We start from the raw sequence: 20456 nt of genomic DNA, 5'->3' as shown, positions 1-20456 counted from the left end.
GGCGCCGGCGGGGGACAACCGCACGATCACGAAAACCCCTCCCCGGGAATCTGCAACACGATCCCCGGAGCCCACAACACGGTCCCCGGAAAACGCAACACGGTCCCCGGAATCCGCAACACGGGCTCGTGGTCAGCCTGCGCGGGCTGCCAGGCGGGACAGGGCTCGGCGGTCCAGTCCACCGGCCAGCTCGCCGGCGAGTTCCGCCTCGTCGACGGCGCCGCAGTCCACACCGCGCAGCACGTAGGTCGCGAGCGCCTGGGCGGTCGCGGGTTCGTCGAGGACCGCACCGTCGACGGCGCCGGAATAGGCGCTGAGCCGGTCGACGGCCGACGCGAGGTTCTCGCGGAAGAACGCGTAGGTCGCGGCGAAGCGGCTGGGCAGCTGGTGCGGGTGCAGGTCCCAGCCCTGATAGAAGCCGCGTTCGAGCGACCGGCGCACCAGCCGCAGGTGCTCGGCCCATCCGTCGGCGACCGCGTCGCCCACGGGAAGCCGGTTGGTCGAGCCGTCGGAGAGCCTCACCCCACGGCCTGCGGCGGCGACCTGCATGAAGTGCTTGGCGAAGTCCGCGGCCGGGTGGTCCATGCTCTGGTACGCGCCCGCGATACCGAGACCCGCGCTGTAGTCGTAGGTACCGAAGTGCAGCCCGATGCACCGGCCGTCTGCGGCCTGCACGACGGCGGGCAGCGCGACGGTTCCGTCGGGCCGCAGCACCGACTGGGTGGTCTCGACCTGCACCTCGAATCGCAGCGTGCCGACGGCGAGCCCGTGGGCTTTCTCCAACTCGCCCATCACGTCCGCGGCGGCGGAGACCTGCTCGACGTCGGTGACCTTCGGCAGCGTGACGACGAATCCGGGCGGCGGCCCGCCGAGCGCGTCGAGGAACAGGTCCAGCGTGCGCATACCACGGCGCCGCGTGCCCGCCTCGAAGCTCTTGAAGCGGATACCGCAGAACGGCACCGAGATCCCGCCGGAGGAAGTCCGGGACGCGAGTTCCCCGGCACAGCGCTTCACCTCGGCGTCCTCCACGTCGTCGCCGTGGTTGCCGTAGCCGTCCTCGAAGTCGATGCGCAGGTCCTCGATGGGTTCGACCGCGAGCTTGGCGCGCACGCGCGTGAGCACGTCCTCGGCGGCGTCGAGGTCGTGCTCGTCCAGCACGGTGAGCGCGCGGGCGCCCCAGTCCTCGGCGAGGCCGGCGTGGAACCGGTCCGCGGGCACGTACACCGTGTGAACGGGTTGCCGCCCGGCCGGCTCACCGGGATAGGCGGCCGCCACACGCGCATCGGACGCGGCGAGTGAGGCGTCGATGCGCGCGTAGACGTCCTCGGTGAGCCGGCCGGCGGTCATCTACTTGATCCGCTCGTAGGCGGGCAGGGTCAGGAAGTCGGCGAACTCCTCGGCGAGGGCGACCTCCTCGAACAGCTCGACCGCGGGCTCGAGCAGGTCGGGCTGGACCTCGCCCGTCAGCTCCCCCTTGACCTCGTCGAGCACCGAGCGCACGAGCTCGCGGGTCACGGTCTGCCCCGAGTCGTCGAGCACGACGCCGTTCTGCACCCACTGCCACACCTGCGACCGGGAGATCTCGGCGGTCGCTGCGTCCTCCATGAGGTTGTGGATACCGGCCGCGCCGTTGCCGCCCAGCCAGGAGGCGATGTAGCGGACGCCGACGTCGACGGCGCCCCGCAGGCCGGCCGAGGTGCACTTCGCGTCGGTCGCTGCGACGTCGAGGAGCTGGTCGGCCGTGACGGACACGTCCTCGCGGAGGCGGTCGAGCTGGTTCGGCTTGTCGCCGAGGACCTTGTCGAACTCCTCCTGGCACAGTCCGACCATGCCGGGGTGGGCGACCCAGGAGCCGTCGAAGCCGTCGCCGGCCTCACGCGACTTGTCGGCGTGCACCTTCTTCGTGGCGTTCTCGGCGACCTCGGGGTCCTTGCTCGGGATCTGCGCGGCCATGCCGCCGATGGCGAAGGCGCCGCGCTTGTGGCAGGTGCGCACGAGCAGCTCGGTGTAGGCGCGCATGAACGGCGCGGTCATGGTCACGGCGTTGCGGTCCGGCAGGACGAACTTCTCGCCCGCGTCGCGGAAGTACTTGATGACGCTGAACAGGTAGTCCCAGCGGCCTGCGTTCAGGCCCGAGGCGTGCTCGCGCAGTTCGTAGAGGATCTCCTCCATCTCGAACGCGGCCGGGATGGTCTCGATCAGCACGGTGGCGCGGACGGTGCCGTGCTGCACGCCGAGGGTCTTCTCGGCATAGGTGAACACGTCGTTCCACAGCCGCGCCTCGAGGTGGCTCTCCATCTTCGGCAGGTAGTAGTACGGGCCCTTACCACGGGAGAGCAGTTCCTTGGCGTTGTGGAAGAAGTGCAGGCCGAAGTCGACGAGCGCGCCGACGGCCTTGCGCCCGTCGAACTCGAGATTGTGCTCGTCGAGGTGCCAGCCGCGCGGGCGGACGACGATGGTCGCGTGCTCGACGTCGTCGCGCAGCGCGTAGTGCTTGCCGTTCGAGTCGAGCTCGATCGTGCCGCGGATGGCGTCGGACAGATTGATCTGCCCGTTCACGACGTTGCTCCAGTGCGGCGTGTTGGCGTCCTCGAGGTCGGCGAGCCACACCTTGGCGCCGGAGTTGAGCGCGTTGATCGTCATCTTGCGCTCGGTGGGGCCGGTGATCTCCACGCGGCGGTCGCGCAGCGCGGGCGGGGCCTCGGCGACCTGCCAGTCCGACTCGCGAACCTGCTTGGTCTCGGCCAGGAAGTCCAACCTTCCCGTGCGCTTGGCCTCCTCGCGGCGCTGCTTGCGGGCCTCGAGCAACTGGTCACGGGTGGCCGCGAAGTTCTCGTGCAGGCCGGCCACGAAGTCGAGCGCCTCCTGCGTCAGCACTTCGTCGCCGCGCTCGATCGTGTCGCCGAGCACACGAACATCAGACATGGAACACCTCGGGAAACGTCGTCGTTGAGCATCTATCTTTTACATGTCGGACTATAGTTTCTACATTACGGAAGCTCAATGTGGGCGACCCTGCAGTGACGGCGGAAGGAGCCGCGGTGGCGGCGAGCGGTGGAGTGCAGTCCCTCGATCGGGCTTTCGAGCTGCTGGAACGGCTCGCGGACGCGGGCGGTGAGGCGAGCCTCTCGGAGCTGTCAACCTCGTCGGGATTGCCCATGCCGACGATCCACCGGTTGATTCGCACCCTCGTAGCCTCCGGCTACGTGCGGCAGAACGCGAACCGGCGCTACGCGCTGGGGGCACGGTTGATCCGACTGGGCGAACAGGCGAGCCTGCAGTTCGGCACGTGGGCACGGCCCCTGCTGGCGGAACTGGTCGACGAGGTCGGCGAGACGGCCAATCTGGCGGTCCTGGAACGCGACGAGGTCGTCTACGTCTCACAGGCGCCGTCGAAACACTCGATGCGCATGTTCACCGAGGTGGGCAGGCGACTGCTGCCGCACGGCACGGGGGTCGGCAAGGCGATCCTGGCGCAGCTGCCCACCGACGAGGTACGGGAACTGCTCGGCCGCACCGGTATGCCCGCCTACACCGAACACACCCACACCGACGTCGAGGCGTTCCTGGCGCACCTCGGCGAGATCGCCGAGCAGGGATACGCGCTCGACGAGAGCGAACAGGAACTGGGTGTGCGGTGCATCGCGGTACCGGTTCCGGGCACGCCGACGCCGACGGCGGTGTCGGTGTCGGGCCCCGAGGGAAGGCTCACCAAGGACGCCGTCGGCCGCATCGCCCCGACCGTCCGGCGCACCGCCGACGAACTGGCCAAACAGCTACCCAACTGAGCAGTCGGGTGGCCCGGCCGGGGTCGATACCGCGCGGCCCACCCCGGCGTGCTTACGACGACGGCCGGGGCAGGATCCCCGGTGCCCGTCGTCGTCCATGAGCGACTGCCGCCCTCACTGCCCCGACGACTGCTGCGGCTGGATGTTGAAGCGGACCTGGTCACCGTCGACGCTGGTCGCGGTGATGTCGGCCTTGATCTCGGCGCCGCCCTGGACCGTGACCGTGCACGTCGTGGTGGCGTCGACCTCGGCGTCCAGGTCGTCGGGGCAGTCCACGCTCTCCACGGGCATGCCCTGTTGCGAGATCGACGACGACACCTGCTTCTCGAGCTCGTCCTGCTCGACGTACTGCGAGCATCCCGCGAGTCCGACGGCGGCGACACCGAGGACCGACAGGGCGACGAAACGGGACACGCGGGGCATGGGATCTCCTGAGGAAGCGGCGGGACCGGAATTCCGGATTCCGGCCGCGATGCCGGAATCCGCATACCTCACTCCGACCCCGCGATCCCCCGTTCGGTTCCGCCGTACCCGGTGTCCCGTCCCACACCGGCGGACCCCGCCGGAGCCACCGGAGCCGCCTTCGGGACGCCGGTCCGGGTCGGACAACGGGCCCCACGACGGGGAACCTCAGCCCAGCAGCGCGTCGACGAACGCCGACGGTTCGAACGGGGCCAGGTCGTCGGGACCCTCACCGAGACCGACGAGCTTGACGGGAACGCCCAGTTCACGCTGCACCTGGAACACGATGCCGCCCTTGGCGGTGCCGTCGAGCTTGGTCAGCACCACGCCGGTGACGTCGACGACCTCGGAGAACACCCGCGCCTGCGCGAGGCCGTTCTGCCCCGTCGTGGCGTCGAGCACGAGCAGCACCTCGTCGACCTTCGCCTGCTTCTCGACGACGCGCTTGACCTTGCCGAGCTCGTCCATCAGGCCCGTCTTGGTGTGCAACCTGCCCGCCGTGTCGACCAGCACCGCGTCGACGCCGGAGTCGACACCGCGCTTGACGGCGTCGAACGCGACCGACGCCGGGTCGGCGCCCTCCTTGCCGCGCACCACCTCGGCGCCCACCCGCTGGGACCACGTCTCCAACTGGTCGGCCGCGGCAGCGCGGAACGTGTCCGCGGCACCGAGCAGCACCTGCCTGCCCTGCGCGACGAGCACCCGCGCGAGCTTGCCGGTGGTCGTCGTCTTGCCCGTGCCGTTCACACCCGCGACCAGCACGACGGCGGGCTGCTTCGCACCGTCGACGTCGTGCGGCAACGCGCGCACCGCACGATCGGCGTCCGGCGTCAGCGTCTGGATGAGCACGTCCCGCAACGCCGTCCGCGCGTCCTCCGGCGTGCGCACACCGCGGACCGACAGCTCCTCGCGCAGCCTCTCGACGATCTCAGTCGTGGTCGACGCGCCCAGGTCGGCGACCAGCAGCGTGTCCTCGATCTCCTCCCACGAATCCTCGTCGAGGTCCCCGGCGCCCAGCAGGCCCAGCAAGCCCTGCCCCAGCGCCGACCGCGACTTCGACAGCCGCCCCCGTAGCCGTTCGATCCGGCCGGACGCCGGCTCGGGCTCCTCGACCTCGGTCTCGGGCTCCGGCTGCGCCGTCGCCGGAGCCGCGGGCGCGGGCGCCTCGGTCTTCGGGGTTTCGGTCTTCGGCGCCTCGGTCTTCGGGGTTTCGGTCTCGGGAGCCTGGGTAGCGGCGTCCGGAGCGACCGGCGTCGATCCCTCGGCCTCCTCGGCTTCCCCCGGGGCGGTTGTGTCCGGGGCCGTTGTGTCCGGGGCGGTTGCGCTCGGTGCCGTCTCGGCGGGCTCTGGCTGCGGCCCCTCGTCCGTGTCCGGGAGGGAGACGTCGACGATGTCGCGGCGCGGTGCGTCACGCGGCACGGAGGCGTCGTCGCCGACGCCCGGCTGGCCGTCGACCTCGGTGCGGTCCTCGACCGGGTGCGCGGGCGTGTCCGGCGCCGCGGGCCCCGATGTCGCGGTGTCGCCACCCGGCGCGAGCGAGATGCCGCCCCCGGCCTGGTAGCCGCCGCCCTTCGGAACCTGCTTCTCCCGCTCCCGCTCCAGGCTGATCTTGCGCCTGCGGGACAGGGTCAGTCCCACCACGACGGCGACCGCCAGCAGGGCGGCCACAATGACAACGATCCAGATCACGGCTGTGCTCGACACGCCGCCATCCTCCCACCTGCCCGTTCCCCTGCGGGTTCACCCCTGCCCGCGGCGTGGGAAGTTAACGGTACGGCATAGATCTCGGACAGAAGTCCACCGAACGTGTTGCGCACACCGGCTGATTGGACTAGACCACCCTCGTGTCCCCTTCGCTCCGTATCGCCGGGTTGTTGTCCGGCACTTCCGTGGACGGCATCGACGTCGCCATCGCCGAACTGGCGGAATCCGACGGCGAGCTCGTCCTCACCCCGCGCGGGCAGTGGGAGCTGCCCTACCCCGACGAGCTGCGGACGCGCCTGCTCGCCGCGCTGCCTCCGGCGCCGTGCAGCGCCGAGGAACTCACGCAACTCGACACGCAGGTCGGCCAGGCCTTCGCCGACGCCGTGAGTCACGCCGAGCAGGAGACCGGCGACGTCGACCTGGTCGCGTGCCTCGGCCAGACGGTCTTCCACTGGATCTCGGACGGCCGGGCCCTCGGCACGCTGCAGATCGGCAGGTCCGCGTGGATCGCCGAGCGCACCGGCCGTCCGGTCGTCTCCGACCTACGGGTGCGTGACGTCGCCGCGGGCGGCCACGGTGCACCCCTTGCGAGCACGCTCGACGCGCTGCTGCTGCGCGCCGTCGCCGACAGGGAGGGCGCACCGGCCGTCGCACTGAACATCGGCGGGATCGGCAACATCACCGTCGTGCCGCCCGGCCGGCAGACCTGCCACACCGGCGGCGGCACCGACGATGTACTCGCCTACGACACCGGCCCCGGCAACGCGCTGCTCGACCTCGCGGCCTCCCAGGTCACCGGCGGCAGGCTCCGCAGCGACGTCGACGGCGCGCTCGCCGAGGCGGGCACCGTCCGCTCCGACCTGCTCGACCGGCTACTCGCCGACCCGTACTACGCGGCCGATCCGCCCAAGTCCACGGGCAAGGAACACTTCCACAGCACGTACCTCGCCGCCGCGCTCGGCGGCCTGCCACCTGTCGGCGACACCGACCTGCTGGCGACGCTGACCGAGCTCACGGCCGTCACCATCGCCGACGCCTGCGCCCGCCACGGCGCCGCGACCGTGTACGCCTCGGGCGGCGGGGTGCACAACCCGGCGCTGATGCGCGCGCTCGGCCGCCGCCTCACGGTGCGCACGAGCGACGAGCTGGGCCTGCCCGCCGACGCGAAGGAGGCGTACCTGACGGCCGTGCTCGGCTGGCTGTCGTGGCACGGCGTCGCGGGCAACGTCCCCAGCGCCACCGGCGCCCGCGGACCACGCGTCCTCGGAAGCATCACCCCTGGTGAGCGACCGCTCGCCCTCCCGGCCCCACCAACGTCGCCGATTTCGCGGCTGAGGGTGGCCAACTCGCGCGAGACACGGTAGGAGAGACCAATGCGCGCACTGGACCTCGCGATCATCGCGATCTTCCTGGTGGGAACGCCCATCGTGGGCATCCTGCTCAGCGGGAAGCAGCGATCGTCGAACGACTACTTCGTGGGCAGCCGGAAGGTGCCCTGGTGGGCCGTCACCTTCTCGGTGGTCGCCACGGAGACCTCGACGCTGACCGTGCTGAGCGTGCCGACCGTGGCCTACCTCGGCAACATCACGTATCTGCAGCTGGCGATCGGTTACCTCATCGGCCGGGTCGTCGTCGCGTTCGTGCTGCTGCCGCAGTACTACGCGGGCGGGTTCGTCAGCGCGTACGGCTTCCTCGGCCAACGCTTCGGCGGCGGGCTCCAGGGCACCGCCTCGGTGACGTTCCTCGTCACGCGCCTGCTCGCCGACGGCGTACGCCTGTTCGCCACGGCCATCCCCGTCAAGCTCGTACTCGACGGGCTCGGCCTCGACGTGTCGTACTGGGTCGTGATCTCCGCAATCGCGCTCGTGGCCGTCATCTACACCTACTTCGGCGGAATCCGCGCCGTCATCTGGGTCGACGTCATCCAGATGGCCATCTACGTCCTCGGTGCGATCGCGGCGATCTTCGTGCTCGCGGGGCAGCTGCCCAGCGGCTGGTTCGGCGACCTCGCCGACGCGGGCAAGTTCCAGCTCTTCGAGTTCGGCTCCGACATCATCACCGACCAGTACGCGTTCATCACCGCCGTCGTCGGCGGTGCGCTGTTCGCCATGGCCTCGCACGGCGCGGACCAGCTGATGGTGCAACGCCTGCTGGCCTGCAGGAACGTGCGCGACAGCCAGAAAGCCGTGATCGCCAGCGGTGTCGTCGTGTTCTTCCAGTTCGCGGTGTTCCTGGTGGTCGGCGCGATGCTGTTCTCGTTCTACAACGGACAGAGCATCGAAGCGCTGGGGCTGACCAACCCCGACGACCTGTTCCCGCGGTTCATCCTCGAGGAACTGCCCGTCGGCCTGTCCGGCATCCTCATCGCGGGCATCCTCGCCGCCGCCATGTCGACGATCTCCTCGTCGCTGAACTCGCTGTCGACCTCGACGATCGCCGACCTGTACGAGCGGTTCACGAAGAAGAAGATGTCCGATGCCGTGATGCTCAAGCAGGCGCGGCTCTGGACGATCATCTGGGCCGTCGTGTTCGTCGTGTTCGCCTCGATGTTCACCAGCACCGACACCCCGGTCGTCGAACTCGGCCTGAGCATCGCCAGCTACACCTACGGTGCGCTGCTCGGCGCGTTCTTCCTCGGCATGATCGTCAAGAAGGCGCGGCAGACCGACGCGATCATCGCGTTTGTGTGCACCGTCGCCGTGGCCGCGGTGTTCGTCCTCGGCGTCACGTTCACCGTGGAAGGTGAGGAGGTCGGCCTCGCCTTCCCCTGGTACGTGCCGCTGGGCGTGGTCGTCACGCTCGTCGTCGGCGGCCTGCTGTCGCTACGGCACAGCGGCCCCGACCCGCGCGCCGCCGAGGCGGAGAAGCAGGAGGAGGAACCCGTCTAGCGAGACCGCGGAGGACTGCGGAAAGGCCGGCGCGCGAGGAATCGTGCGCCGGCCTTTCCGCGGACAGACGGTCGGCGCCGGAACGGCTACCGTTCACCCATGGCCGACACCTGGCTGTCCGACACCCGCGCCTCCTACGACACCGACGCCTCCGGATACGCCGACCGGGTACGCGGGCTGCTCGACGGCAAGCCGTATCTGCGGGCGAGCCTCGCGCTGTTCGCCGAGTCGGTGAAGGCGGCCGGTGGGGGTCCGGTCGCCGACGTCGGTTGCGGGCCGGGCTACGTCACCGAGCACCTCCGCGACGCCGGGGTGGACGCGTTCGGCATCGACCTCTCCCCCGAGATGATCGCCCTCGCCCGGCGCACCTACCCACGGGCACGTTTCGACGTCGGCACCATGACCGACCTCGACCTGGCCGACGGTTCCCTCGCGGGCTGCTCGCGTTCTGGTCGATCATCCACGTTCCCGACCACGCGCTGCCCGGCGTGTTCGGCGAGTTCCGCCGCGTGACCCGCCCCGGAGGTCCCGTCCTGATCGGCTTCCACGTCGGCGACGGGGTCCGGCACACGTCCGAGGGCTACACGGGCCGCCCGGTCAGCCTCGACAGCCACCGCCGCAGGCCCCACTCGGTCGCGGACCTGCTCCGCGACGCGGGGTTCACGGTCGAGGCGGAACTGCTGATACGGCCGGACGAGGACGTGCCGGGAGCCGTCGTCTTCGCACGCCGCGCCGACTGACGGTGCCGCGCCGACGGTCGTTCCGGCTCAGACCTCGATGGGTTCGGCCTCGTCCCGGTCCGACGACTCCGGCTCCGGTTCGCCGGCGTCGGTGCGCATGCGCTGCGAGATGACCTTCGTGATGCCGTCGCCCTGCATGCTGACGCCGTACAGCGCATCGGCGATCTCCATCGTCGGCTTCTGGTGCGTGATGACGATGAGCTGGGAGCTGTCGCGCAGCTGCTCCAGCAGGCCGATGAGCCTGCGCATGTTCGTGTCGTCCAACGCGGCCTCGACCTCGTCCATCACGTAGAACGGCGACGGGCGGGCACGGAAGATCGCCACCAGCATGCCGACGGCGACCAGCGACTTCTCGCCACCGGACAGGAGCGAGAGCCGCTTGACCTTCTTGCCCGGCGGGCGCGCCTCGACATCGACTCCCGTGGCCAACATGTCCCCGGGCTCGGTGAGCACCATGCGGCCCTCACCGCCGGGGAACAGCACCGAGAACACGGTTTCGAACTCGCGCGCGACGTCCTCGTAGGCACTGGTGAACACCTCGAGGATCTTGTCGTCGACCTCCTGGATCACCTGCTCCAGATCCTTGCGGGTCTCCTTGAGGTCCTCGAGCTGGGTCGACAGGAACTTGTAGCGCTCCTCCAGCGCGGCGAACTCTTCGAGGGCGAGCGGGTTGACCTTGCCGAGTTGGGCGAGATCCTTCTCCGCACGTTTGGCCCGGCGCTCCTGTGTCGGCCGGTCGTACGGGATCGGCTGCGGTTCGGCGACCGTCTCGCCGCGCTCCTTGGCAGCCTCGTACTCGGCCAGCTCCCCCGCGCCGGGCGGCACGTCGACGTGCGGTCCGTACTCGGCGACCAGGTCGTCCAGCCCGATGCCGAACTCCTCGGTGATCTTCGTTTCGAGCTGTTCCAGGCGCAGCCGCTGTTCCGCGCGCGCCACCTCGTCCCGGTGCACCGCGTCGGTGAGCTTCTCCAGCTCGCCCGTCAGCTCCTTGACCTTGCCGCGTACCTGCGTCAGCGCCGTCTCGCGTTCCTCGCGACGGGCCTTCACGGCGTCTCGCTCGGCGGCCGCGCGCTGCAGCGACACCTCGATCCGCTCGAGCGCCGCCTCGCCGCCGCTGGCGACCGCCTCGGCGATCGACGCGCCGCGCTCGCGGGCGATGCGGGCCTGCTCGGCCCGTTCGCGGGCCTGCCGTTCGGCCTCGGCCTCCCGCACCAGGGCATCGGACTTGCCGGCGATGCTCCGGGCGCGTTCCTCGGCCGTCCGCAGCGCCAGACGCGCGTCGACCTCCTCCTGGCGCACCGCGGTGAGGGATTCGGCCGCCTCGTCGCGTTCGGAGGTGTCCGGGTCCTCCTCGACCGGCTGCTCCGACACCGCGGCCAGCCGGTCCTCGAGCTCGGCGAGTTGCGCCAGCATCTCCTCGCGGTTCTGCTCGATCTTGGCGCGCTGGTTCCGCAGTCGCTCGACCTCGGACTCGGCCGACCGCGCGGTCTGCTCCAGGCTGCTCAGCCGCTCCGTGGAACGGGCCTTGCGGACCTTCGCCTCGTTGAGCGCCTCCTTCGCCGCGGTGACCTCGGACTGCCGGTCGTCCTGATCGGCGCGCGCACCCTCCAGCTCCGCGGACGCCTGTTCCAGGGCACGTTCCGCGGCGGCCAGCCGGTCCTGCGCCTCGTCGACCGCGGCCTGCACCTCGATGACGCTCTCGTCCTTGGCCGAACCGCCCACGGCCCAGTGGTCGCCGACCACGTCGCCGTCCCGGGTGACGGCCGTGACGCTCGGCTCGGCGAGCACCAGCGCACGCGCGTCGTCCAGTGCCTCGACCACCGCGACACGGTCCATGGCGCGTTCGACGGCGGGCCGCAGCGCGTCCGGCGCGGTGACGACCTCGCGTGCCCAGCGCGCCCCGGTGGGCAGCGCGGGCCACGACGACGTGTCGACCGCACCGCGTGCCCCACCGAGCAGCAGGCCCGCGCGACCGGATTCGTTCTCCTTGAGATACCGCAGCGCCGGCAACGCGTCCTCGCCCGCAGACACGGCCACCGCGTCGGCGACGGGGCCGAGTGCCGCCGCCAGTGCGACCTCGAACCCGGTCTCGACGGTCAACAGCGCCGCGACCGACCCCAGGAGGCCGGGCAGCTCGTCGGTCGCGCCGAGCAGCGCACCGGCACCGTCCTTGCGGCTGAGGCCCATCGACAGCGCGTCGACCCTGGCCTTCTCCGACGCGATGTCCCGCTCGGCACTGCGCTCGGCCTTGACCAGCTCGTCGACCCGCTGCTTGGCGGCGTCGGCCGCCTCGACGGCGCGCTGGTGGCGTTCCTGCAGGCCGGCGTCGTCGGAATCCTCGACCCCGCCCTCGGCGCGCGCCGCCTCGAGCTCCTCCGCGGCGGCCTCCGCGCGGGCCTCCGCCTCTTCGAGGGAGCTCGTGAGCCGCTCGACCTCCTCGGCCGTGGCGTTGTTCTTGCTCCGCAGCGCCTCGACCTGGCCGGACAGCTTCGCGATACCCTCCCGCCGGTCGGCGATGGCCCGCACCGCCGCCATGTGGGCACGCTCGGCCTCCTGCACCACGTGTTCCAGGTGCTCGCGGCGTTCGGTCTTCTCGGACAGCGCCGCACGGGCCTCGGTGACGGCCTCGTTCAGCTCCTCCTCGCGGGCGGCCGCCTCCTCCGCCTCGGCGAGCAGCTCCTCCGGGTCACGGCCGGTGCCGCCGGTGTCGATCTCCTCCGACAGATGCCGCTGCCGCTCCACGGCCAGCCGCACCGTGCCCCGCAGCCGCTCTGCCAGCGACGAGAGCTTGTACCAGGTGTCCTGCGCCGCCTGCAGCATCGGCGCGTCCTCGGCCAGCGACCGCTCCAGATCTGCCTGCTCGGAGCTGACGACCTCCAACGCCTGCTCCACCTCGGCCCTGCGGGCGCGGGCGGCCTTCTCGTCGGCCTCCTCCTTGGCGATCGCCTCGCGCTGGGTGACCAGGTCGTCGGCGTGGAGACGCAGCTTCGCGTCCCGCAGCTCCGACTGGACGGTCTGCGCCTTCCGCGCGATCTCCGCCTGCTTGCCGAGCGGTTTCAGCTGCCTGCGCAGTTCCGTCGTGAGGTCGTTCAGCCGGTCCAGGTTGCCCTGCATCGCACTCAGCTTGCGCACGGCTTTTTCCTTGCGCTTGCGATGCTTGAGCACGCCCGCGGCCTCTTCGATGAACGCGCGGCGCTCCTCGGGTTTGGCCTGCAGGATCTCCGAGAGCTGCCCCTGGCCGACGATGACGTGCATCTCCCGGCCGATACCCGAGTCCGACAGCAGTTCCTGGATGTCGAGCAGGCGGCAGCCGTTGCCGTTGATCTCGTACTCGCTGGCGCCGTCACGGAACATCCGGCGCGTGATCGAGACCTCGGAGTACTCGATGGGCAGCGCACCGTCGGCGTTGTCGATCGTCAGGGTCACCTCGGCACGGCCCAGCGGCGCGCGACCCGACGTGCCGGCGAAGATGACGTCCTCCATCTTGCCGCCGCGCAGGTCCTTCGCGCCCTGCGTGCCCATGACCCAGCGCAGCGCGTCGAGGACGTTGGACTTGCCGGAGCCGTTCGGGCCGACCACGCACGTGATGCCGGGTTCGAACCGCAACGTGGTCGCCGACGCGAACGACTTGAAGCCTTTGAGCGTCAAGCTCTTGAGGTACACGCGGCGTCGACCTTTCGCTCACATCCGGGGCGATCTCCGATCGGGGAATGCTACCCGGGTGCTTCGCGGCGCCGTCGGACGACGTCCCGGCGTGGCAGCACCCGCAGCCGTGTCCTCTCCCACGCCGACCTGGCGGTTTCGCCCCACACGCATCACGCGTCACGCACGCTTCGGGGCCGAACGCCGCACACCGCGTGGGGCCCTGTCAGCGCGTCGTGGAGCACGTCAGCACGTCGTGGGGCCTGTCAGCGTTCGACGAACCCCGAGAGGCCGCCCTTCGCCTCGGCCCACAACTCCGCGACGTGCTCCACGCTGCCCGGTGTCCGCCCGCCGCGCAGCGCCTCGAGCAGCCGTTCACACCGCTCGCGCGGACCCTCCGCGACCACCTGCACCCTGCCGTCGGACAGGTTCGCCGCGCTGCCGACCAACTCCAGTTCCAAGGCCCTGCTGCGGGTCCACCAGCGGAACCCCACGCCCTGCACCGCGCCGTGGACCCACGCGGTCAGCCGCACGGTGTCGCAGGCGCCCGCATCGCCGGCGCCTGCGTTCGCATCCACGTCGTTCATGCCCGCGCCGGTACCCACTGTGTCGTCTCGTTCACCCACACGTCCATGATGAGCGCCCGGTCGCCGCAGTTCCCAGCTGCCCGGGACACCTGCGCGACCCGCGGCGTTACCCGGCAGTGATAGCGTTCCGCCGTCGTCCATCCGGGTTGTCTGAGTCGGAGGAAACCGCATGGCCCCCACGAACGGCGAGGCCCCCACGAACGGCGAGGCCCCCACGAACGGCGAGAGCGCACCCCCGCGCGAATCGGGCGGACGCTGGCAGCGCACCGGCTACCTCGCACTGGCGGCCAGCGGCCTCGTGCTCGCCACGGCCTTCGGCGCGCTCGCCCAGGTCACGGCCGGCGGTGAGGACCAGACCACGGCCGACGGCGACGACACCTCGCGCGTCGAGAACACCGGCAACGGCACGAGCACCACCGAGGCCGACGACCCCAGCTCCGGCGCCACCACCGTCATGGTCGACGGCAAGCCCGTGCCGGGCGACAAGACGAAGCCGACCTCGGCCACCAGCACCGTGGTCAGTATCGGCCCCGACGGCACCCCCACGACCAGCCTCATCACCACGACCGAGGACCGGCAGCCCTCGTCCCGCGACGACGGGCCGAACAACCCCGGCCCCGGTCAGCCCGATCCGGGGCAGCCCGGTCCGACGGAGCAGCCCGACCCCACGACGTCGGAGGACCCGCAGCCAACCTCCGACGACCCTTCGCCGACGTCTTCCGGCTCTGAGTCGACCACGACCACCACGCCTGACGGTCCGAGTAGTACCGAGCCGACCGGCTCGGTCTCGTCCACCAACCCGTAAGTAACCCCACCGGCCTCGGCCAGCGGGGCGCCGGCGGGGCCGGCGCCGGCAGCGCGGCACGACGGATCTCGCCGACGTCCAGCGGCAGCGGATCGGCCACGGCCTCGAGCTTGACGACGCCCGGGTCACCGCGTGCGGCGACTCGGCGGCGTGCACGTCGACATCGCTGCACCGCAGGTGGGATGATGGGCACGTGGCCCAGGACCTCGCGCTCGACCTCGACGCGATCGCCCGCGTCTGCGAGCGATACGGCGTCGAACGTCTCCGCCTGTTCGGGTCCGCCCTCAGCGAGGGATTCGACCCCGCGCGCAGCGACGTCGACCTGCTGATCGACTACCACGAGGGAATCCGGCGCACCTCCCGCGACTACTTCGCACTCAAGGACGAACTCGAGGAGATCATCGGGCACCCCGTCGACCTGGTCCAGTCCCGGAACCTGCGCAACCCGTACATCGCGCACACGGTCTTCTCGACAGCTCGCGACATCTATGCAGCCTGACAGCCCCGCGTATCTCTGGGCGCACGCGAAGCAGCCCTGCGTGCACGGGAAGCGACCAAGGGCCTGACATGGGACCAGTACGCCTCCGATTGGCTCCGTCAATCAGCGGTCGAGCGCCAGCTCGAGATCGTCGGCGAAGCACTCAACCGGCTACGCCAGGGCGATCCGGACACTGCCGTTCGCATTCCCGATCTCCGCTCCATCATCGGAACCCGCAACGTCATCGCACACGGATACGACATCGTGGATCACGAACTCATCTGGTCCCTGGTACACGACGAGATTCCCACCTTGTGCACCGTGCTCGAGACCCTGCTCGGCGAGGCGCCGCCACCCCAGTGACCGACTCCGTCAGGTGCGCCGTGGGCGGCGTTGGCAGCGCGGGCAGAAGTAGGACGACCGGTTGGTGAACGCCTCGCGGCGGATGAGGGCGCCGCAGCGGCGGCACGGCTCGCCCGCCCTGCCGTAGACGGCGAGGGATCGTTCGAAGTAGCCCGACTCGCCGTTGACGTTGACGTACAGCGCGTCGAACGAGGTGCCGCCCGCGCCGAGCGCGTCGGCCATGACGTCGGTGGCGGCGGTGAGTACGAGCTGCCCCTGGGCGCGCGTGAGCCGTTCGGTGGGGCGCGTGCCGTGGAGGCGGGCCCGCCACAGGGCCTCGTCGGCGTAGATGTTGCCGATGCCGGAGACGAGCGTCTGGTCGAGCAGCGCCCGTTTGACCTCGGTGCGCTTGCCCCGCAGCGCGGCGACCGCGGCGGGCAGGTCGAACAGCGGATCCATCGGGTCGCGTCCGATGTGGGCGACGCTCGCGGGCACGAGGGTGCCGTCGACGTCGACCAGCTCGTCGAGGGCGAGCCCGCCGAACGTGCGCTGATCGACGAACCGCAGCTCGGGGCCGTCGTCGGCGAAGCGGACACGCACCCGCAGGTGCTTCTCGTCGGCAGCGGAGGCGGGCTGGACGAGCATCTGACCGCTCATGCCCAGGTGGGCGAGCATCGCCTCGCCGTCGGCGAGGTCGAGCCACAGGTACTTGCCACGCCTGCGGGCCGCGGTGATCTTCACGCCGGCGAGCCGGCCGGCGAAGTCGTCGGCGCCGGGCACGTGCCTGCGGATCGCCCGCGGATGCAGTACGTCGACCGAGGTGATGACACGGCCTGTCACGTGCCGTCCGAGACCGGCACGCACGACCTCGACCTCGGGAAGTTCAGGCACGCGCGACTCCGTGCGGGGTCAGGATGACTCGTTGCCGAGGTCGAGCTCCTCCGACAGCGCGCGCCACGCCGTTTCGGCGGCCTTCTGCTCGCCTTCCTTTTTGGTCGTGCCGCTGCCGCTGCCGAGGTCACGACCGCCGACGTAAACGGTCGCGGTGAACTCCTTGCGGTGGTCGGGACCGGTGTCCTCGACCTTGTACTCGGGCACGCCCAGCCCGGCCGACGCGGTCAGCTCCTGCAGGCTGGTCTTCCAGTCCAGGCCGGCACCGCGCAGCGGCGCCTCCTCGAGCAACTGGCCGAACAGCCGGTGGACGAGCTCCCGCGCGATCTCGATGCCGTGCGCGATGTAGGTCGCGCCGATCACGGCTTCGAGCCCGTCGGCCAGGATGCTCGCCTTGTCACGACCACCCGTCAGCTCCTCGCCCTTGCCGAGGAGCAGGTACGTGCCCAGGCCGCCGTCGCCGAGCTCGCGCGCGACGCCCGCGAGCGCGTGCATGTTGACGACACTGGCGCGCAGTTTCGCCAACTGCCCTTCCGGCAGGTCGGGGTGCTTGCGATACAGGTGATCGGTCACCACCAGGCCCAGCACCGCATCGCCGAGGAACTCGAGTCGCTCGTTCGGCAGCAGCCCGCCGTTCTCGTAGGCGTACGAACGGTGGGTCAGTGCGAGCGTCAGCAGTTCGCTGTCGAAGTCGACGCCGAGCCCCTCGAGCAGCGGTGCGGGATCCGTAGCCGGACCTGCCGGTGCCTTACCCCCCATCTCGCGGAACCTCAGGCCGGCTCGACGACCTGCCGGCCGGCGTACTGACCGCACTCAGGGCAGGCGACGTGCTGCGGCTTCTTGGCCTTGCAGGCGCGGTTGGAGCACTCCACGAGCTGCACCGGCTTCGCCTTCCACTGCGAACGGCGGGCGCGGGTGTTGGAGCGCGACATCTTCCGCTTGGGGACAGCCACGGCTGATTCTCCTCATCAAAATCTGCCCGCGATCGCGCGAGCTGTTTGCTCGAAACTCCGGGGTGGGAGCGCGGCACCGCCATGCGGTGTCACCGGTCCGAGTCGTCGGTTCCTTCGCCTGCCCGGTCACTCGGGGCGTCCGAAACGTCCTCCGTGTCCTGCAGTCGGTCGACGAGTGCGGCCCACCGAGGATCTATCGTCTCATGCCCGTGTCCGGACTCGAGATCGGCCCACTTCACGCCGCATCCGGAGCACAGTCCGGCGCAGTCGTCGCTGCACAGCGGCACCAGCGGAAGCGCCAGCACGAGCGCGTCCCTGACCACGGGCTCCAGGTCGATGCGGTCGTCGACGACCCGGCTGACCTCGTCCTCCTCCGTGGTCTCGTCGGTCGTCGACTCGGGGTAGGCGAACAGCTCCGTGACCTCGATGGTCACCTCGCCCGTGATCGGGTCCAGGCACCGCGAGCACTGGCCGGTGGTCGATGCGCTGGCCGACCCGGTGACCAGCACACCTTCGACGACCGACTCCAGGAGCAGGTCGACGGCGATCGCGGCGCCGGCAGGCACGGTGACGACCTCGGGCACACCCAACGACTCGGTGACGGGAATGTCCCGTTTCACCGACCTGCTGGCGCCGGGGCGACGGCCGAGCTCGTGCGTGTCGACCAGCCACGGGTTGCGGTCGGCCCGCTCGGAGCCAGGATTCGGGGAACGTTCGTCAGACATCGGATTTCTCGTTCGAGGAAGGTTGGGACTCGCCGGCGCGGGTGATCACGGCACCCGGCGTAAGGCGCGTCAATCCAGCCTACGCGAGCAGGGCAAATCCGTTCCCGGCGGCCGGTCGGCGCCCGGTCGGGCGGTCCGTCCGCAGCGACGCCGCGGGGGCGCCGTGCGCACCGCACCCGCATCACCGCGGGCAGGGCGCGTGGGGATCACGGACTCAGTGGGACTGGAAGTCGTAGAAGCCGCGGCCACCCGCACCGGAGGTGTACGGCCCGGAGCCGTTGTAGCCGGAGGCGCCGGCACCGCCGGAACCGTTGTACCCGCCACCGCCGCGCAGGTGGTTGCGGCCCGAATCGACGGTGCGCAGCGTCGTGGACAGCAGTTCGGAGAACTCGGCCAGCTTGCCGTCGACGTAGGCGTCGCAGTCACTGCGCTGCTTGTCCGCCTCGCCGTGGGCCTCGTCGACGATACGGGAGGCCTCGCCGTGGGCGGCCTGGACGACCTCGGTCTGCGCGACGAGCCGGGCCTGTTCGGCGCGACCCTCCTCGACGGACCGGTCGTAGGCGTCCCTGCCCGCCTGGACCATCCGCTCGGACTCGGTGCGAGCGCGCTCGGTCAGGTCGTGGTACTCGGCCTGCCCCGCGGAGACGGTGCGCTCGGCCTCGGCCTGCGCGTCGGCGACGAGCTGTTCGGCCCTGGCACGCGCCTCGGAGACGAGCCGTTCGGCCTCGGCGCTGGCCTCGGAGACGGTGCGCTCGGCCTGCTCGTTGGCGTTCGAGATCGTCGTGTCGGCCTCGGTACGTGCGTTCTGCAGCACCTCGTCGCGCTTGTCGAGCACGTCCTGCGCGTCGTCCACCTCGGTGGGCAGCGCCTCGCGGATGTCGTCGAGCAGCTCGAGCGCATCCCCTCGGGGCACCACACAGCTCGAGGTCATCGGCACACCCCGCGCCTCTTCGACGATCGTGACGAGCTCGTCGAGCGCCTCGAACACCCGGTACACGGCAACTCCCTGGAACTTGATCGTGGCCTGGTACCAGTGTGCCGGTCCGGGCGCGGGTTTTCGGTGACCGGGCCGAGCCGGGCGTGTCAAGCCTCCGCGCGACCGGCCCGCAAAGCACCCCAGGGCACTTTTGAGGGACTCAGTCGGTGGCGAGAGCAGGGGCGCAGTCAGTCGTTCTCGGCGATGCGCGCCAGGAGCCGGTCGTGCACCGCCGGCGGCACCATGCCGGTCACGTCACCTCCGTAGGTCGCGACCTCCTTGACCAGCGAGCTGGACAGGAAGCTGTACGCCGGGTTGTTCGACATCAGCAGGGTCTCGACGCCGGAGATCTCGCGGTTCATCTGCGCCATCTGCAGCTCGTAGTCGAAGTCGCTGACCGAGCGCAACCCCTTCACGATCGACTGGATGCCCTGCTCCTTGCAGTAGTCCGTGAGCAGGCCGTGCCACGAGTCGACCCGCACGTTCGGCAGCTTCGCCGTCGACTCCTGCAGCAGCTCCATGCGCTCGTCGATCGTGAACATGCCGCGCTTGCTCTTGTTGATCAGCACCGCGACCACGACCTCGTCGAACAGGTGCGCCGCCCGTTCGATCACATCCAGATGCCCGTTGGTCGCCGGGTCGTAGGAGCCGGGACACACCGCTCGCCGCATGGCACAGAACCCTAACCGCGATGCCGAGCATCGCTGCTCGCGTGATCGAAGGACGCGCGGACGTTAGCAACCGCCCGCGGTGGCCGGGCACGGATGTGGCCGATCTCCACCTGTCCGGGATGTCGGCTTCACCACGCCGTCGCCGTCCCACGCGACGGGACCTCAGCAGTCGCCGCCTCAGCAGTCGCCGCCTCAGCCGCCGTCGGTGTCGGTGTCGACCTCGGCCCTGAACAGCGCGCTCCCGCCGTAGCGCTTCGTGCGCAGCGCCGTGAGCCCCGCGGGCCATGGCGGGTCGCCGTCGCGCACCGCACGTTCCACGACGACGAGCGCACGGTCGGTCAGCCAGCCGCCACGGACGAGGTCCGCCAGCACACCGGCGAGCGTGTCACCGGCCAGCGCGTACGGCGGGTCGATCAGCACGACGTCGAACGGCTCGGGGCTGCCCTCTGCGACGACCGACTCGACCGCGGCCTGCCGGACGCGCCCGCCGAGGCCGACGGTGGCGACGTTGCCGCGCAGCACCTCGGTGGCTTTGCGGTCCGATTCGACGAACAGGACGTCGGCGGCGCCGCGCGAGAGCGCCTCGAGCCCGAGCGCGCCGGAGCCCGCGTAGAGGTCGAGCACGCGGGCGTCGTCGAGGTCACCCGCCGTTTCGAGGGAGTTGAACAGGGCTTCCCGCACCCGTTCGGACGTCGGCCGCGTCGTCCGCGGCGGCACCCGCAGGGTCCGTCCACCCGCTCGTCCGGCCACGATCCTGGTCACGCCTTGATCGTAGGCAGCCACGCGAAGCGTGTCGGATGGGGA

The 20456-nt window shown here is 70.6% G+C and carries 21 protein-coding genes; 8 read left to right on the top strand and 13 right to left on the bottom strand.

Annotated features, from left to right (window positions below; translation table 11 throughout):
- Positions 1–132 precede the first annotated feature (132 nt).
- Both FHS23_RS16690 and aceB read right to left on the bottom strand, forming a co-directional pair.
- The gene (locus FHS23_RS16690; RefSeq protein ID WP_183656445.1) at positions 133–1347 is read right to left on the bottom strand and encodes a DUF6986 family protein; all 1215 of its coding nucleotides are present in this window, start codon (positions 1345–1347) and stop codon (positions 133–135) included.
- Positions 1348–2925 (bottom strand): malate synthase A, encoded by a 1578-nt coding sequence (gene aceB / locus FHS23_RS16685; RefSeq protein WP_183656442.1) that lies wholly within the window; start codon positions 2923–2925, stop codon positions 1348–1350. It lies immediately after the preceding gene.
- A 116-nt stretch (positions 2926–3041) separates the two neighbouring features.
- On the opposite strand from aceB, the gene FHS23_RS16680 reads away from it, so the two are divergent.
- Positions 3042–3788, top strand: coding sequence for an IclR family transcriptional regulator (locus FHS23_RS16680; RefSeq protein WP_343054020.1), 747 nt, complete (start codon positions 3042–3044; stop codon positions 3786–3788).
- Positions 3789–3902: 114 nt separating this feature from the next.
- On the opposite strand, the gene FHS23_RS16675 is transcribed toward FHS23_RS16680, so the two are convergent.
- Both FHS23_RS16675 and ftsY read right to left on the bottom strand, forming a co-directional pair.
- Entirely contained in the window at positions 3903–4211 is a 309-nt protein-coding gene (locus FHS23_RS16675; RefSeq protein WP_183656436.1) for a DUF4333 domain-containing protein, read from the bottom strand.
- Between the two features lie 207 nt (positions 4212–4418).
- Positions 4419–5954, bottom strand: coding sequence for a signal recognition particle-docking protein FtsY (gene ftsY / locus FHS23_RS16670; RefSeq protein ID WP_183656433.1), 1536 nt, complete (start codon positions 5952–5954; stop codon positions 4419–4421).
- Positions 5955–6094: 140 nt separating this feature from the next.
- Here ftsY and FHS23_RS16665 point away from each other — a divergent pair, with 140 nt between their 5' ends.
- From FHS23_RS16665 to FHS23_RS23790, 4 genes are all read left to right on the top strand, one after another.
- A complete protein-coding gene (locus FHS23_RS16665) occupies positions 6095–7318 on the top strand; it encodes an anhydro-N-acetylmuramic acid kinase (protein WP_183656430.1) in 1224 nt (407 codons plus the stop codon).
- 9 nt (positions 7319–7327) lie between these two features.
- Entirely contained in the window at positions 7328–8842 is a 1515-nt protein-coding gene (locus tag FHS23_RS16660) for a sodium:solute symporter (protein WP_183656427.1), read from the top strand.
- A 99-nt stretch (positions 8843–8941) separates the two neighbouring features.
- Complete coding sequence (locus tag FHS23_RS23795; RefSeq protein WP_343054019.1) at positions 8942–9355, top strand: class I SAM-dependent methyltransferase; 414 nt, start codon at positions 8942–8944, stop codon at positions 9353–9355.
- Positions 9352–9582, top strand: coding sequence for a hypothetical protein (locus FHS23_RS23790; RefSeq protein ID WP_343054018.1), 231 nt, complete (start codon positions 9352–9354; stop codon positions 9580–9582). Before FHS23_RS23795 ends, FHS23_RS23790 begins: the two co-directional genes overlap by 4 nt.
- 27 nt (positions 9583–9609) lie before the next feature.
- Here FHS23_RS23790 and smc read toward each other — a convergent pair whose 3' ends face one another.
- Entirely contained in the window at positions 9610–13245 is a 3636-nt protein-coding gene (gene smc, locus FHS23_RS16650) for a chromosome segregation protein SMC (protein ID WP_183656424.1), read from the bottom strand.
- Between the two features lie 245 nt (positions 13246–13490).
- On the bottom strand, positions 13491–13811 hold the full coding sequence (locus tag FHS23_RS16645) for an acylphosphatase (protein ID WP_183657380.1): 321 nt from the start codon (positions 13809–13811) through the stop codon (positions 13491–13493).
- A 169-nt stretch (positions 13812–13980) separates the two neighbouring features.
- Between FHS23_RS16645 and FHS23_RS16640 the strand changes: the two genes are divergently transcribed.
- The 3 genes from FHS23_RS16640 to FHS23_RS16630 all read left to right on the top strand — a co-directional run bounded on the left by FHS23_RS16640 (position 13981) and on the right by FHS23_RS16630 (position 15457).
- Complete coding sequence (locus FHS23_RS16640) at positions 13981–14616, top strand: hypothetical protein (protein WP_183656420.1); 636 nt, start codon at positions 13981–13983, stop codon at positions 14614–14616.
- A gap of 193 nt (positions 14617–14809) precedes the next feature.
- Positions 14810–15115, top strand: coding sequence for a nucleotidyltransferase domain-containing protein (locus tag FHS23_RS16635; protein ID WP_183656417.1), 306 nt, complete (start codon positions 14810–14812; stop codon positions 15113–15115).
- 15 nt (positions 15116–15130) lie between these two features.
- Positions 15131–15457 carry a HepT-like ribonuclease domain-containing protein gene (locus tag FHS23_RS16630; RefSeq protein WP_343054059.1) on the top strand — a complete coding sequence of 109 codons (327 nt, stop codon included), beginning with the start codon at positions 15131–15133 and terminating at the stop codon, positions 15455–15457.
- 9 nt (positions 15458–15466) lie between these two features.
- Here the strand turns inward: FHS23_RS16630 and mutM are convergent, their stop codons facing one another.
- The 7 genes from mutM to rsmD form a co-directional block, all read right to left on the bottom strand.
- The gene (mutM, locus tag FHS23_RS16625) at positions 15467–16327 is read right to left on the bottom strand and encodes a bifunctional DNA-formamidopyrimidine glycosylase/DNA-(apurinic or apyrimidinic site) lyase (RefSeq protein WP_183656414.1); all 861 of its coding nucleotides are present in this window, start codon (positions 16325–16327) and stop codon (positions 15467–15469) included.
- Between the two features lie 18 nt (positions 16328–16345).
- Positions 16346–17086, bottom strand: a complete 741-nt coding sequence (gene rnc, locus FHS23_RS16620) for a ribonuclease III (protein ID WP_183656411.1) — start codon at positions 17084–17086, stop codon at positions 16346–16348.
- Between the two features lie 11 nt (positions 17087–17097).
- Entirely contained in the window at positions 17098–17280 is a 183-nt protein-coding gene (gene rpmF, locus FHS23_RS16615; RefSeq protein ID WP_183656408.1) for a 50S ribosomal protein L32, read from the bottom strand.
- Positions 17281–17369: 89 nt separating this feature from the next.
- Entirely contained in the window at positions 17370–18005 is a 636-nt protein-coding gene (locus FHS23_RS16610) for a YceD family protein (protein ID WP_183656405.1), read from the bottom strand.
- A gap of 214 nt (positions 18006–18219) precedes the next feature.
- Positions 18220–19002: an SPFH domain-containing protein gene (locus FHS23_RS16605; protein WP_183656402.1), complete on the bottom strand. Its 783-nt coding sequence runs from the start codon at positions 19000–19002 to the stop codon at positions 18220–18222.
- A 167-nt stretch (positions 19003–19169) separates the two neighbouring features.
- Positions 19170–19652, bottom strand: coding sequence for a pantetheine-phosphate adenylyltransferase (gene coaD / locus FHS23_RS16600; RefSeq protein WP_183656399.1), 483 nt, complete (start codon positions 19650–19652; stop codon positions 19170–19172).
- Positions 19653–19844: 192 nt separating this feature from the next.
- Positions 19845–20414: a 16S rRNA (guanine(966)-N(2))-methyltransferase RsmD gene (rsmD, locus tag FHS23_RS16595; RefSeq protein ID WP_183656395.1), complete on the bottom strand. Its 570-nt coding sequence runs from the start codon at positions 20412–20414 to the stop codon at positions 19845–19847.
- Positions 20415–20456: the final 42 nt, after the last annotated feature.

This window comes from Prauserella isguenensis (genome assembly GCF_014191605.1).
Taxonomy (GTDB): Bacteria; Actinomycetota; Actinomycetes; order Mycobacteriales; family Pseudonocardiaceae; genus Prauserella; species Prauserella isguenensis.
This window is presented reverse-complemented; position numbering and strand designations above follow the sequence as displayed.